This is a genomic window from Streptomyces sp. NBC_00076, from assembly GCF_045041235.1.
Classification (GTDB): Bacteria; Actinomycetota; Actinomycetes; order Streptomycetales; family Streptomycetaceae; genus Streptomyces.
In genome coordinates, this window is sequence record NZ_CP108242.1 from 6579546 (window position 1) to 6592688 (window position 13143).

Here is a 13143-nt window from a genome sequence, read left to right on the forward strand (position 1 = left end):
CCTGGCGCGGGCGGGACACGTTCCCCCGGTCCCGCCCGCGCCCCATACGTCTCCCGCTCGGCAACCACACGTCTCCCGCTCGGGGAGCGCCACGGGACTCACCAGTACACGACGACCTTGTCGCCGTTCCGCACCCGCCCGAACAGGTCCGCGATCGCCGCCTCGTCCCGTACGTTGACGCAGCCGTGCGAGCCGCCGGAGTAGCCACGGGCGGCGAAGTCGTACGAGTAGTGCACGGCTTGGCCGCCGCTGAAGAACATGGCGTACGGCATCGGTGAGTCGTAGAGCGTCGACACATGGTGCCGGGACTTCCAGTAGACGCTGAACACACCCTCGCGGGTGGGTGTGTACTGCGAGCCGAAGCGGACCGGCAGGGTCATGAGTGTGCGGCCGTCGACCATCCAGCGCAGGGTGCGGCTGGACTTGCTGACACAGAGCACCCGGCCGGTCAAGCAGCGCGGGTCCGGCGCGGCGGCCGGCTGTCCGCCCATCAGGTACAGCTCCCACTTGCCCGGCTCGTGCGTCATCCCGAGCAGCCGCTGCCAGGTGACGCTGTCCGTCCGCCCCGTCTTCGGCAGCCCGCGCTTGCCCTGGAAGCCCTCCACCGCCTGCTCGGTCAGGTCGTCGTACGTCCCCGTCGGCCCGTCGTACAGCCAGGCGACCTGCCGCAGCCGGGCCTGGAGCTCGCGGATGTCCTGTCCGCTGTCGCCCCGCGACCACAGGACGACGGGCGCGGGCGAGGCGGGCGCGGGCGAGGCGGGCGTCGCGCTCGGCTCGCCGCCCTTCGTGTCCTCGCCGGAGTCGGTGTCCCTGCCGGTACCGGTGCTCTCATCCGTACCGGCATCCGTGCCGGCGTCCGCACCTGCGTCCGTGTCGGCGGAGGCCTTGGGAGGGGTGCTGCCGGAGACGTCGATGTGCACCGGCGAGCGGGACTTCCCGTCCTCGTCGGAGGGTTGCACCGTGCAGCCGCACACCGTGGCCAGCGCCAGCAGCGCGACGATCGTTCTCCCCACGCCCGTAGTACGCATCCCAACCCCCGTCGTCTCACCGATCTGCCCGGGGCAACCGAACGTGCCGCCGAACCAGCCACCGAAGATGCTCCCCCCGAATCTCCCCCCGAATGACGGCTCGCGAACGGCACGGCATTGTTGTTTCAGGAACTGGCGAGTGACTGGCGAGTGACTGCTCAGACGGAGGCAACAGACCATGACGCGCGAGTCGGAGTCCGGACTGCCCATCGAGCCGGCCTACGGGCCTGAGGACCTGGCGGGCTGGGACCCGGCCGAGAAGCTGGGCGAACCGGGGGCGTACCCGTACACCCGCGGCGTCTACCCGTCGATGTACACCGGCCGCCCCTGGACCATGCGCCAGTACGCCGGCTTCGGTACGGCGACGGAGTCCAACGCCCGCTACCGCCGGCTGATCGCCCACGGCACGACGGGCCTGTCGGTCGCCTTCGACCTGCCGACCCAGATGGGCCACGACTCGGACGCGCCGATCGCGAGCGGCGAGGTCGGCAAGGTCGGCGTGGCCATCGACTCGATCGACGACATGCGGGTGCTGTTCGGCGGGATCCCGCTGGACCAGGTCTCGACGTCGATGACGATCAACGCGCCCGCCGCCCTTCTCCTGCTCCTGTACCAACTGGTCGCCGAGGAGCAGGGCGTGAGCGCCGACAAGCTCACCGGCACGATCCAGAACGACGTACTGAAGGAGTACATCGCGCGCGGGACGTACATCTTCCCGCCGAAGCCGTCGCTGCGGCTGATCGCGGACATCTTCAAGTACTGCGGGGCCGAGATCCCGAAGTGGAACACGATCTCGATCTCCGGCTATCACATGGCGGAGGCGGGGGCCTCCCCGGCGCAGGAGATCGCGTTCACCCTCGCGGACGGCATCGAGTACGTACGGACGGCGGTCGCGGCCGGCATGGACGTCGACGACTTCGCCCCGCGCCTGTCGTTCTTCTTCGTCGCCCGAACGACGCTCCTGGAAGAGGTCGCCAAGTTCCGAGCCGCCCGCAGGATCTGGGCGCGGGTGATGAAGGAGGAGTTCGGCGCGAAGAACCCCAAGTCGCTGATGCTGCGCTTCCACACGCAGACGGCGGGCGTGCAGCTGACCGCCCAGCAGCCGGAGGTGAACCTGGTCCGGGTGGCGGTGCAGGGGCTCGCCGCGGTCCTCGGCGGCACCCAGTCGCTGCACACGAACTCCTTCGACGAGGCGATCGCCCTGCCGACGGACAAGTCCGCGCGGCTGGCGCTGCGCACGCAGCAGGTGCTGGCCTACGAGACGGACGTGACCGCGACCGTCGACCCCTTCGCCGGCTCGTATGTCATCGAGAGGATGACCGACGACGTCGAGGCGGCGGCCGTCGAGCTGATGACGAGGGTCGAGGAACTCGGCGGCGCGGTCGACGCGATCGAGCACGGCTTCCAGAAGGGCGAGATCGAGCGCTCCGCCTACCGGATCGCCCAGGAGACGGACTCCGGCGAGCGGGTCGTGGTCGGGGTCAACCGCTACCAGCTCGACGAGGAGGAGCCGTACGAGCCGCTCCGGGTGGACCCGGCGATCGAGGCCCAGCAGGCGGAGCGCCTCGCGAAGCTGCGGGCCGAGCGGGACCGGGCGGCGGTGGACTCCGCCCTGGACGCCCTGAAGAAGGCGGCCGAGGGCGAGGACAACGTCCTGTACCCGATGAAGGACGCGTTGCGGGCCCGGGCGACGGTGGGCGAGGTGTGCAACGCGTTGCGGGGGGTCTGGGGGACGTACGTGCCCTCGGACACCTTCTGAGTGGCGTGCCGCGAGGGCGAGCGGCTCCCCGAGGTCAGTTCGCGCGGTCCGACCAGCCCGTCGGCAGGTCGCCCGGCGCCACCGACACCACGTCCTCGTCGTCCTCGCCGACGTACTCGAAGAGCGTGATCCGGGCGAACTCCGGGACGACGTAGATCGGGTAGGTCGGGCCCTCGTCGCGGTAGCCGCGCATCTCGTCGAGGTGGTCGTTCTGGAAGAGGACGGTCCGCTCGCCGTGGGTGCGGATCCACTCCGGGAAGAAGATCACCCCGTGCAGCACCCGCTCGGCGGGCAGCACGTTCACCGACACCGACGTGCCGGTCGGCTCGGTCCAGGAGACCTTGTAGATGCCCTCGGTGAGCGCGACCAGATCGACTTCCTGGTCCTTCACCCAGCGGCCGCCCACATGGCCGGAGTGGATGCGGTAGTCGATGGTCGTCGCGTTCTTGACGTACATCTCGTACTGCCAGCCGTTGGCATACGTGTAGATGAAGCGGTGTCCGACGATGCCGGAGAGGTCCTGGTGGGGGACCGGGTCGGTGACTGTGGTCTGGTGCCTCGTGGTCGTGTGCGTCGTACTCATGCATTTCATTTTGCCACAAAATAATTTTGTGGCAAAACCGCTAGGTCGGAGGGGCGGGCAGAATGGGCGCATGGACAGCACGGCCGACCGCGACCCGCAGGATGTCGCCCACGAACTCGGGCGGCTGCTCGGCCCGTTGCGCCGCGCGGTGCTCCGGGCGACCCGCACGACCGAAGGGCTGCCCGAGCTGCCCGAGGCGCAGATCGAGCTGCTGCGCGTGCTGACCGGCGACGGTCCGCTCGCACCGCGCGAGGCGGCGGCCCGGCTGCGGGTGGCGCCGTCCACGGTGAGCAACCTCGTGAAGGCGCTGGCGGCGGCCGGTCTGGTCGAGCGCACGGCCGATCCCGACGACGCCCGGGCCGTCGTACTGACCCCCTCGGCCCGGGCCCTCGACCTGCTCGCCCGCTACGACCGTGCCAGCACCTCGGCCCTGGCCGCGGCCGTGGCCGGCCTCCCGCCCGCCGACCGGGCGACCCTGGCCGCCGCGCTGCCGGTGCTCGACGGACTGGTGCCCGCCCTGGAGGTCAGGGCCGGTGGTCCCGGCCCGGCCCGAACCGCGTGAGGTACTCCGCCGACCCCGCCGCCGTGTCCCCGGCCCAGCCGACGTAACCGTCCGGGCGGACGAGGAACAGGCCCGCCCCGTACGTCTTGTGCGCGGGCCCGCGCACGACACGGACCGGCGCTCCGGGTTCCGGCGCCTCGGTGTCCAGGGCGAGCAGCGTCCAGTGCGGCCCCCGGAACGCGTCGAAGAGGCGGACGCCGGCGACCGTGGCGTCCGGGGCGCGGTCACCGGCCCGGAGCCCGTCCGCCGTCGGCCGGGTCTCCCGTGTGAGCGTCGACTCCCGGTATCCCAGGCCGAGTTGCCGGGTCGCCCCGCCCCGCCTGGTCTCGCCGCGATGGACGCTCGTCGACAGTCCGAGCACCTCCGCGGCGACGGGACGCCGCTCCTCCTCGTAGGTGTCCAGCAGGGCCGCCGGTGCTCCGTCCCGCAGGACCGCGCCCAGTTTCCAGCCCAGGTTGTAGGCGTCCTGGACGCTGGTGTTCAGGCCCTGGCCGCCGGCGGGGGAGTGGATGTGGGCCGCGTCCCCGGCGAGGAAGACCCGCCCGGCGCGGAAGCGGTCCGCGAGAGCCGCCCGGGGGCGGAAGTCCGAGGCCCAGCGCACCTCGGTGACGTCCTCGGGGGCCAGGTGGGAGCGGGTCGCGACGACCTTGCGGATGGCGTCGAGCGAGAGGTCCACCGAGGTCCCCTCCGGGAACTGGGCGACCATCTGGAAGTCCTCCGTGCCGGCCAGCGGGCAGATCGCGAGGTAGCCCTCGGCTTCCCCGCCCGGCGGGAAGGCGTGCCAGTGGTCGCGGTCCAGGCCGGCGATCCGGACGTCCGCCACCAGCAGGGGGTTCGGGTCGACGGTCTCCCCGGTCATGCCGATGCCCAGCGCGCGGCGCACGGTCGAGCGGCCGCCGTCGGCGGCGACCACGTAGCGCGCGCGGAGGCTGTCCCCCGCCCCGGATCGCGCGGTCGCGCCGAACCGTACGGTCACGCCGTCCTCGTCCTGGTCGAGCCCGGTGACCTCCCGGCCGAAGGCGACCCGCCCGCCGAGCTCCGTCAGCCGGGCGAACAGGATCTCCTGGGTGCGCCACTGCGGCACCATCAGCGGCTCGGTGTACGGCGCGTCCTCACTGACCTCCACCGGTTCGAACATCCGGTGCTCGCCCACCCGCCGTCCGTCCTGCCAGATCATCTGGACCGGGTAGCCGCCCCCGGCCTCGCGGATCGCGTCGAGCACGCCGAGGTCGTCGAAGACCTCCATCGTGCGCGGCTGGATGCCCTTGCCGCGTGAACCGGGGAACAGCGTGTCCGCACGCTCCACCACCAGCGCGGCCACGCCCTGCCGGGCGAGGTCGATCCCCAGGGCGAGCCCGGTCGGGCCCGCACCCACGATCAAGACGTCCGTATCCATGGCGCCCACCTTCCTTAACGTTGTTAAGTTCCGTCGGCCATGACGATGCCCTTAACGTTGTTAAGCTGTCAAGCGTGAACACGGAACGACGAGCCCCACTCGACCGCCGACGAGTCGCGGACGCCGCACTGACGCTCCTGAACGAGGTGGGTCTGGACGGACTGACCCTGCGCGCCATCGCCAAGGAGCTGGACGTCAAGGCGCCCGCCCTGTACTGGCACTTCAAGGACAAGCAGGAGCTGCTCGACGAGATGGCGACGGAGATGTACCGCCGGATGGTCGCGGGGACGCCCCTGGCCCCCGGCGACAGCTGGCGGGAGCGGTTGCTGAAGTCCAACCGCGGACTGCGTGCGGCGCTGCTCGGCTACCGGGACGGCGCGAAGGTCTTCAGCGGCTCACGCTTCACCGGCATCGTCCACGCCGAGCAGATGGAGGACAACCTGCGCCTGTTCACGGGCGCCGGCCTCAGCCTCGCGCAGGCCGTGCGCGCGACCGGGACGACGCACGTCTACACCCTCGGTTTCGTCACCGAGGAACAGGGAGTCCAGCCGCTGCCCGGCGAGCGCCGCGAGGGCTACGACATCGAGGAACGCGCCCGCCTCATGGCCGACTTCCCGCTGTCGGCCCGGGCGGGCGCGGAGCTGTTCCAGGACTACGACCAGCACTTCGAGGAGGGGCTCGCGCTGGTGATCGCGGGGATCGGGGCGCAGTACGGGATCGAGTAGGCGGAACGGCGCCGGAGCGAGAGACACACACGGCAGCCGGGGAACGAGCCCGAGCCACGGACCCGAGTGAGCCGTCAGCGCACCTTCGCCAGTGCCGCCCGCAGCCTCGGCGTCAGCGGCTTCTCGACGTACCGGTTCAGCAGCCAGGCCAGCAGCAGCATCGACAGGACCGTCAGGACGAAGGTCGCCGCCGACGGCAGGCCCAGGCTGACGTGCAGGGCGCGCACCACGACCCAGCCGAGGTGCTCGTGGACCAGGTAGAACGGGTACGTCAGCGCCCCGGCCACCGTCAGCCAGCGCCAGTCGGCCCAGCCGAACCAGCCGAGCGCGATGGCCGCGACCGCGACGAAACCGAAGGCGACTACGAGGACGATCCCGAGCGAGGTGCGGTGGGCGAAGGCGTTCGGGTCCGCGGCGTTCCACAGGCTGCGCACCGCGTAGTGCTGCCCGATGAGGAAGCTCACGGCCACGATGCCCCAGGCGTAGACGTCCTTGCGGTCGCGGTGGACGAGGTAGAGGCCGACGCCGCCGATGAAGAACGGGGCGTACTCCGGCATGAACACGATGTCGAGCAGCGGCTGGTGCGCGCCCTGGGTGATCGCCGCCGCGAGGGTCCAGCCCGCGCAGAACATGATCACGCGCCGGCGTGAGGCCCCGGGCAGCACGACGCACAGCGCGAACAGGGCGTAGAAGCGGACCTCCGCCCACAGCGTCCAGCACACGCCCAGCACCCGGTCCACGCCCAGCGGGTACTGGAGCATCGTCAGGTTCACCAGCGTGTCGCTCGGCGACAGCGCCTTGTAGGTGACCATCGGCAGCGCGAACACCGCCGTCACCAGCAGGACGGCCGCCCAGTAGGCGGGCAGCAGCCGGGAGGCGCGGGAGGCGAAGAACGACTTCAGGGGTCGGCCCCAGCCGCTCATGCAGATCACGAATCCGCTGATCACGAAAAAGATTTGGACGCCGAGACAGCCGTACGCGAAATAGGTGTGCAGCGTGGGGAACTGTTTGTCCGGCGAACTTCCCCAGGCGTGGGTGATCTCGCCGCCCCGGCCGCCGTAGTGATAGGCGGCCACCATCAGCGCGGCGACGAGCCGCAGTCCGTCGAGGGCGCGCAGCCGGGGCTTTCGCCGGGCGCCGGTCCGTTCCGCCGGGGGCAGCACGGGCGCGGACGCGTCGGGCACCGGCCGGACGGTCATGCTGGTCACGAAATTCCCCTCGACGGGCGTTCCTTCGGGTGCTTGCCAGCACGTTAGTCCGAATCGCAGGGAGGTCCGTGTCGACCGGTCAACGATTAGCCGCCTGGTCCCGGTGAGTTCACCTGAATGTCGTTTTGACTTCCTAAGTTTCCCCAGAATCCCCCCACGCAGCGGTAAACCCAAGAACACAGCTAAAGCTGGGTAAAAAGAACACAGGAGTGCCATGACGACGGTCCAGAAGAGACGTGCACGTGCGCGTGGAGGGGAGCTGGACGACTGCCTGCGTGCCTGTGCCGCACACAGCGGGAAACTCGTCGGCAGCATCGACCGCCGCCGCGTCGAACTCGCCGAACAGCTGCGCAAGCTGCTCGTCGTGTGGGGCACGACCTCTGTCACCGCCCCCGTGCCCGCCCCGGCCGGCGGGGCCGCCGCCCTGCTCAAGCGGGCCGTCAAGGGCCCCGCGACCCCGTCGGTGAGCATCGGCAACGACCTGCTTGACGCCCTGCTGGCCGTCGCCAACAAGGCCCTGGAGTGCGGCTACGACGACGAGTTGAACCTCGCCCTCGTCATCAGCGACACCGTCCTGGCCCAGCGCAAGAACTCCCGCGCCGGCTGGCGGCTGCGCGCGCGTCTCCTGGAGGCCCTCGGCGAGGAGACCGAGGCACTGGAGGCGTACGAGCGCTACCTCGCCCTCACCGACGACGACGGCTTCGGCGTCCGCGCCCGGATCGACGGCCTGAAGATCGCGGCGGACAAGGAGCGGGAGCTGTTCGCCCTCCTCGGCCGCCAGGTGCCGCGCGCCCAGGACTTCACGCGTCGCCCCGCCACCGACGTATGGGCCGAGGGCCTCGCCGCGCACGCCGTGGGCGACTGGACTCAGGCCGAACCCCGCCTCGTGGGAGCGCTCCTAACGCTGGCCGCCGAGGACGCCCCGGTGCAGGACCGGCAGGAGCTGCTCAGCCAGTACCTCGACCTGCGCACCGCCGTCCCCGGCGTCGACCTGCCCGCGCTCACCGAGGCCGTCGCCCTCTACGCCGAACAGCGCCGCAGCCGGATGCGCGGCCCGGTCACCGACCCGACCGTCGGCGGAGTGCGGTGGATCACCCTGGGCGAGTTCCGCAACCAGATCGCCGGCAAGTCGATCTGCCTGATCGCCAACTCCGGTCGGGTCGGCGCCAGTTCGATGGGCGCCGAGATCGACGCGTACGACCTGGTGGTGCGCTTCAACTCGTACCGGATCGACCCGAAGCACACCGGCGGCCGCACCGACATCCACGCCACCATCCACAAGCACGGCTTCAACTGGGACCAGCGGGTCACCACCCGGCTCGTCTTCGGCGGCGTGTCCGGCGACTGGAAGTACTCGCTGCGCAACCGCCTGGTGCCCGGCGCCCAGGCCCACCTCGGCGACGAGTCGCTGCGCTGGCCCGTGCGCAACATCGGCAAGCTCGGCAACGACGTCTGGTCGGGCATTCCGACCACCGGCTTCAACATGCTGTGGCTGCTGGACTTCCTGGACGTCAGCCCCACCCTGGACCTGATCGGCTTCGACTTCTACGAGAGCGGCGCCTACCGCGTCCCGGAGGCCATGAAGCTGGCCATCACGTCCGTGCACGAATACACCAGCGAGAAGGACTGGGTCATGCAGCGGGCCCAGAGCGTGACCGACACGAGGATATCCCTGCGATGACCATGACCTTCCCGGCCACGGCCGCCCCCCTGGCCCCGGCGACCGACGCGCACGCGCTCACCGGCAAGCGCCGCATCGCCTTCGCCAGTTACGTCGACGAGAACTACCTGCCCGGCTTCCTCGTGCTGCTGCGCAGCCTCGCCCTGTCCAACCCGGGCGTGTGCGAGGACTTCGTCGTCCTCTACGACGACCTGCGCCCCGGCTCGATCGCCCAGATCCGCGCCCTGCACCCGCGAATCGTGCTGCACCGGGTGAACGACGCCCACTACGACTCGTACAAGAAGGGCGACCAGGACAACTACCTGGTCCGCAAGGCGTACTTCATCCTCGACGTCTTCCGGCTGCGCGAGTACGACACCGTCATCACGCTCGACACCGACATGGTCGTCCTCGGCGACCTGGGCGAACTGCTGCGACTGCGCGAGGGACTGGCAGCCGTCTCGCAGTTCTTCTACGGCCAGCACAAGCTCAACTCGGGTCTGCTGGTCATCCAGCGCGAGTACCTGTCCGACGCGTTCTGCGCCAAGCTCGACGCCACCGGCCGCAGCGGCGACTACGAACTCGACAAGCACGACCAGGGCATCCTCAACGCCGTCCTGGACGGCGACTTCGTCCGCCTCGACCCGCGCTACAACTTCGTCAAGCGGCGGCTGTCCGGCGACCTGCCCGTCCCCGACGACACGGCGATCCTGCACTTCACCGGCCGCCACAAGCCCTGGCAGGGCGGCGAGGCCGGCTACAGCCAGGCCGAGGCCCGCTGGCGCGAGTTCGACCTGTCCGACGCCGACTTCCACGCCGCCTACCTCGCCGGACAGGGCGGCCTCCACCACGACCTGCTGGTCCACTACGGCACCCCGCACGTCGCCCGCACCGCGGACGTGGACGTGGCCCGCAAGGTGGCTGCCGCGCACATCTCCGCCGGCGACTACCAGGACGCCGTCGACGTCCTCAGCAGCGTCCGCATCCCGCTCGACGAGGCCTGGCCGCACGAGGTGTACGGGCACGCCCTGATGAGCGTCTCCCGCTACGACGAGGCGAAGACGCAGCTGCTGCTGGCCACGGCCGCCCCCAACCGGGCCGCCACCGCCTACGCCCGCCTCGCCCAGATGGCCTGGGTGCACGGCGACAACAACGAGGCCCTGACGTACGCGACGGCCGGCATGGCCGTCGACCCGACCCACCGCTCCAGCCGGCTGTGGGCGCAGCGCGCGGCCGCCGTACCCGCCCAGGAACCGGGCGCCGCCGAGGACCAGCTCGCGCACGTCGCGTTCTACATGGACCGCCAGGGCAACGCGGGCGACAAGCTGCTGCCTCAGAGCGTCCGTTCCGCCTTCGGGCCGGACACCACCTCCCGCCGCTGGCACTCCGTGCACGCCCACCGGTTGTTCGACGAGGCCGCCCTGCAGCGGGTCAACCGCCGCCGGGGCCTGGTCATCGGCGGTGGCGGGCTGTTCATCCCGGACACCATGCCGAACGGCAACAGCGCCTGGCAGTGGAACGTCCCCGACGAACTGCTGAACCGCATCGACGTCCCCATAGCGGTCTTCGCCGTCGGCTTCAACGCCTTCGACGGCCAGTCCTACCGGGCCAACCGGTTCCGCGAGTCGCTGCGTCAACTCGTCGAGCAGTCCTCCTTCTTCGGGCTGCGCAATCACGGCTCGATCGAGAAGGTGCGGGCCATGATCCCGGCCCACCTGCACGACAAGGTGCGCTTCCAGCCGTGCCCGACGACGGTCACCCGCCAACTGGTGCCGGGCTGGCGGGACCCGGTGAAGCGCGACGACACCATCCTGATCAACGCCGCCTACGACCGGGCGGGCCTGCGCTTCGGCCACGACTACGGCTACTTCCTGGACCAGATGGCGCGGGCCGTGCGGGACCTGGGCGAGCTGGCCGAGGTGCGGTGCGTGGCGCACTCGCTCGACGACGAGAAGATCGTCTTCGACCTGCGCCGCGAGCACGGCATCTCGCTGCCGGTCATCCCGATGTACGACTTCGAGAACGACCAGATCACGGACCTGTACGCCCGCACCAAGCTGGTGATCGGCATGCGCGGCCACGCGGGCATGATCCCGTTCGGCTGCGGCACGCCCATCATCAGCCTGATCTCGCACCCCAAGATGGCGTACTTCCTGCGGGACATCGAGCGCCCCGAGTGGGGTGTCTCGGTGCACGACCGGCACCTCGCCGCGCGCCTGGTGGAGCGGTCGGGGGAACTGCTCGCCGACCACGACGCGACGGTCGCGGACGTGCACGGACGGCAGCAGGAACTGTGGAAGGTCACCGAGGCGAACGCGGCCGACCTCCGGGTCATCCTGGGCGGCTGACGAATGGCGACCGCCCTGGCCGACGACACCTCCGCCGAGGCACGGTCGCGTGCGGACGGCCGCCGGTCACCCCTGTGGTGGCCGGTGGTCGCCCTGCCCGCCGTGGTGGCCGTGGTGTACACCGCGGCCACCCGCCGCCTCACCGGTGACCTGCACTACGTCCTCGGTGCCCTGCGCACGGGCGCCAAGGCCGGCCACTCGCCGTCGGAGGTCTTCACCCACCGGCCGTACTTCTACCGGTGGTTCGTCGCCGGCCTCGACCGGGTCTCCTTCGGCGGTACGCCGGCGGCCCGCGAGGCCGTGATCGGGGCGACGGGCATCCTGCTCGCCGCCGCATCGGCCTACGCCCTCCACCTGGCGCTGACCCGCCGGGTCACCGGACGTGAGGCGGCCCTCACCGCGGGCGCCACCGGCCTCGCCCTGATCCTGGCGCCCCGCAACGACTTCCTGCAGCCGGAGTGGGCGGCGGTGGTGCTGACGGTGGTCGCCGTCGCCGCCGCGCTCGGCCCGTCCCGGCCGTGGCCGGCGGCCCTGCTCGCCGCGCTGCCACTGGGCCTCGCGGTGATGATGAAGTACTCCACCGCCGCCACGGCCGCCATCGGCGTGCTCCTCGTGTACGCCGTCGACCGGGGCCGGGCCGTACGCCTCGCGCTGGTCGGGGTGCCCGCGGCGGTGGTCCTGTTCGGGCTGAGCGTGCTCGGCGGGTCCCACGAGTGGCAGTGGACCGAGGACATGCCGCGGATCAACCAGTCGGCGATCGGCCGCACCGGCATCCACCCCGGCTTCATCCTGGACCGCACGGTGGGCTTCCTGGCCGACCGGGCGGTGGAGAGCCCGGTGCTGCTCCTCCTCCCGGGGGCACTGATGCTGGTGCTGGCCCGGGTGCCCGGCCGGGGCCGACGCATCGAACTGGCCCTGGTGGCACTCACCATCGGCCTGGGCGCACAGGCGGTCGTGGTCGTCCAGGGCAACTGGTTCCTGTACCACGGCGCCCAGATGCCGGTGCTCGCCGCCGCCCTGTGGGGCATCGCCGTGGGCGGCGCCCGCCGCTCGCCGCCCTGGTGCTTCGGCGTCGTGTCCCTGCTGTACGGCGCGCTGCCGGTGCTGTACGCCGGAGCGGACGGATCACTGCAACGTCCGTCCCTGGTCTGGGCGTTGGGGTTCCTCGCCCTGATCGCGGCCGTGCTGGACGTGATGCTGGAGGCCCGAGCCCGAGCCATGGACCGAGCCCGAGCCCGGGCTCGGGCGACGGAACGCCGCCCCGCGCGCGGAATCCGGCCCGCCGCCCTGGTCACCCTCGCCCTCACCGGAGTCGTCTGCCTGGCCGCGAGCATGTGGCCCGGCTCCCCGCACCTGGTGCAGTTCGGCAAGGTCCGGATGACCAACGCCGGATACCTGAGCGGGATGCGCGACACCGAGGCGGAGGCCGACCGGCTCCGTTCCCGGATGCCCGCCGACGCCCCGGTCCTCTACCTGGCCTTCGGCGACACGACGTACTACGTCGACCACCCCGCCCGGTGCCGCTACCCGATCGCCACGTTCCTCCAGCGCACCCGCTACCTCCCTGACGTCACCCAGCTGAAGTCGTTCCGCGAGAACGAGAACTGCGTCGACCACGACCCGGCCCCCTACGCCATCCTGGACCGCACCTGGTTCCGCCCCGCCAGGGTCGACAAGGAACTGTGGCGGCGCGTCACCGCCGTGTACGACTGCCCGCGTTCGACGGGCGGCCTGTCGACAGTGCTCTGCGTGCGCAGAACGGAAGCTCCCTGAGCTTGTCACCAGAGCTGAGCCGACCCCGCCGTGGAGTTGACGGGATCAGACTCACGGGGCTGGCTCCGTCGGGACGAGCATCGCTATCGACACGTCCTCAC

General features: G+C 71.0%; 10 protein-coding genes. 6 read left to right on the top strand and 4 right to left on the bottom strand.

Annotation, left to right across the window (positions count from 1 at the left end; genetic code table 11):
- Nucleotides 1–98 precede the first annotated feature (98 nt).
- The gene (locus tag OHA64_RS30055; RefSeq protein ID WP_405618278.1) at nt 99–1028 is read right to left on the bottom strand and encodes a L,D-transpeptidase family protein; all 930 of its coding nucleotides are present in this window, start codon (nt 1026–1028) and stop codon (nt 99–101) included.
- A gap of 178 nt (nt 1029–1206) precedes the next feature.
- Between OHA64_RS30055 and OHA64_RS30060 the strand changes: the two genes are divergently transcribed.
- The gene (locus OHA64_RS30060; protein ID WP_405618280.1) at nt 1207–2787 is read left to right on the top strand and encodes a methylmalonyl-CoA mutase; all 1581 of its coding nucleotides are present in this window, start codon (nt 1207–1209) and stop codon (nt 2785–2787) included.
- Nucleotides 2788–2821: 34 nt separating this feature from the next.
- On the opposite strand, the gene OHA64_RS30065 is transcribed toward OHA64_RS30060, so the two are convergent.
- Nucleotides 2822–3370, bottom strand: a complete 549-nt coding sequence (locus OHA64_RS30065; protein WP_405618282.1) for a phenolic acid decarboxylase — start codon at nt 3368–3370, stop codon at nt 2822–2824.
- A 70-nt stretch (nt 3371–3440) separates the two neighbouring features.
- Between OHA64_RS30065 and OHA64_RS30070 the strand changes: the two genes are divergently transcribed.
- Nucleotides 3441–3932, top strand: coding sequence for a MarR family winged helix-turn-helix transcriptional regulator (locus OHA64_RS30070; protein ID WP_405618284.1), 492 nt, complete (start codon nt 3441–3443; stop codon nt 3930–3932).
- On the opposite strand, the gene OHA64_RS30075 is transcribed toward OHA64_RS30070, so the two are convergent.
- On the bottom strand, nt 3895–5328 hold the full coding sequence (locus OHA64_RS30075; protein WP_405618286.1) for an FAD-dependent oxidoreductase: 1434 nt from the start codon (nt 5326–5328) through the stop codon (nt 3895–3897). The genes OHA64_RS30070 and OHA64_RS30075 overlap by 38 nt on opposite strands.
- A 74-nt stretch (nt 5329–5402) precedes the next feature.
- On the opposite strand from OHA64_RS30075, the gene OHA64_RS30080 reads away from it, so the two are divergent.
- Entirely contained in the window at nt 5403–6053 is a 651-nt protein-coding gene (locus tag OHA64_RS30080; RefSeq protein WP_405618288.1) for a TetR/AcrR family transcriptional regulator, read from the top strand.
- A 74-nt stretch (nt 6054–6127) separates the two neighbouring features.
- Here OHA64_RS30080 and OHA64_RS30085 read toward each other — a convergent pair whose 3' ends face one another.
- The gene (locus OHA64_RS30085) at nt 6128–7252 is read right to left on the bottom strand and encodes an acyltransferase family protein (protein WP_405624173.1); all 1125 of its coding nucleotides are present in this window, start codon (nt 7250–7252) and stop codon (nt 6128–6130) included.
- Between the two features lie 223 nt (nt 7253–7475).
- On the opposite strand from OHA64_RS30085, the gene OHA64_RS30090 reads away from it, so the two are divergent.
- Genes OHA64_RS30090 through OHA64_RS30100 form a run of 3 tightly spaced genes read left to right on the top strand, consistent with a single transcriptional unit; the run spans nt 7476 to nt 13042 of the window.
- Nucleotides 7476–8942 carry a glycosyltransferase family 29 protein gene (locus tag OHA64_RS30090; protein ID WP_405618290.1) on the top strand — a complete coding sequence of 489 codons (1467 nt, stop codon included), beginning with the start codon at nt 7476–7478 and terminating at the stop codon, nt 8940–8942.
- On the top strand, nt 8939–11269 hold the full coding sequence (locus tag OHA64_RS30095; RefSeq protein ID WP_405618292.1) for a glycosyltransferase: 2331 nt from the start codon (nt 8939–8941) through the stop codon (nt 11267–11269). Before OHA64_RS30090 ends, OHA64_RS30095 begins: the two co-directional genes overlap by 4 nt.
- Before the next feature lie 3 nt (nt 11270–11272).
- Nucleotides 11273–13042: a hypothetical protein gene (locus OHA64_RS30100; protein WP_405618294.1), complete on the top strand. Its 1770-nt coding sequence runs from the start codon at nt 11273–11275 to the stop codon at nt 13040–13042.
- Nucleotides 13043–13143 lie beyond the last annotated feature (101 nt).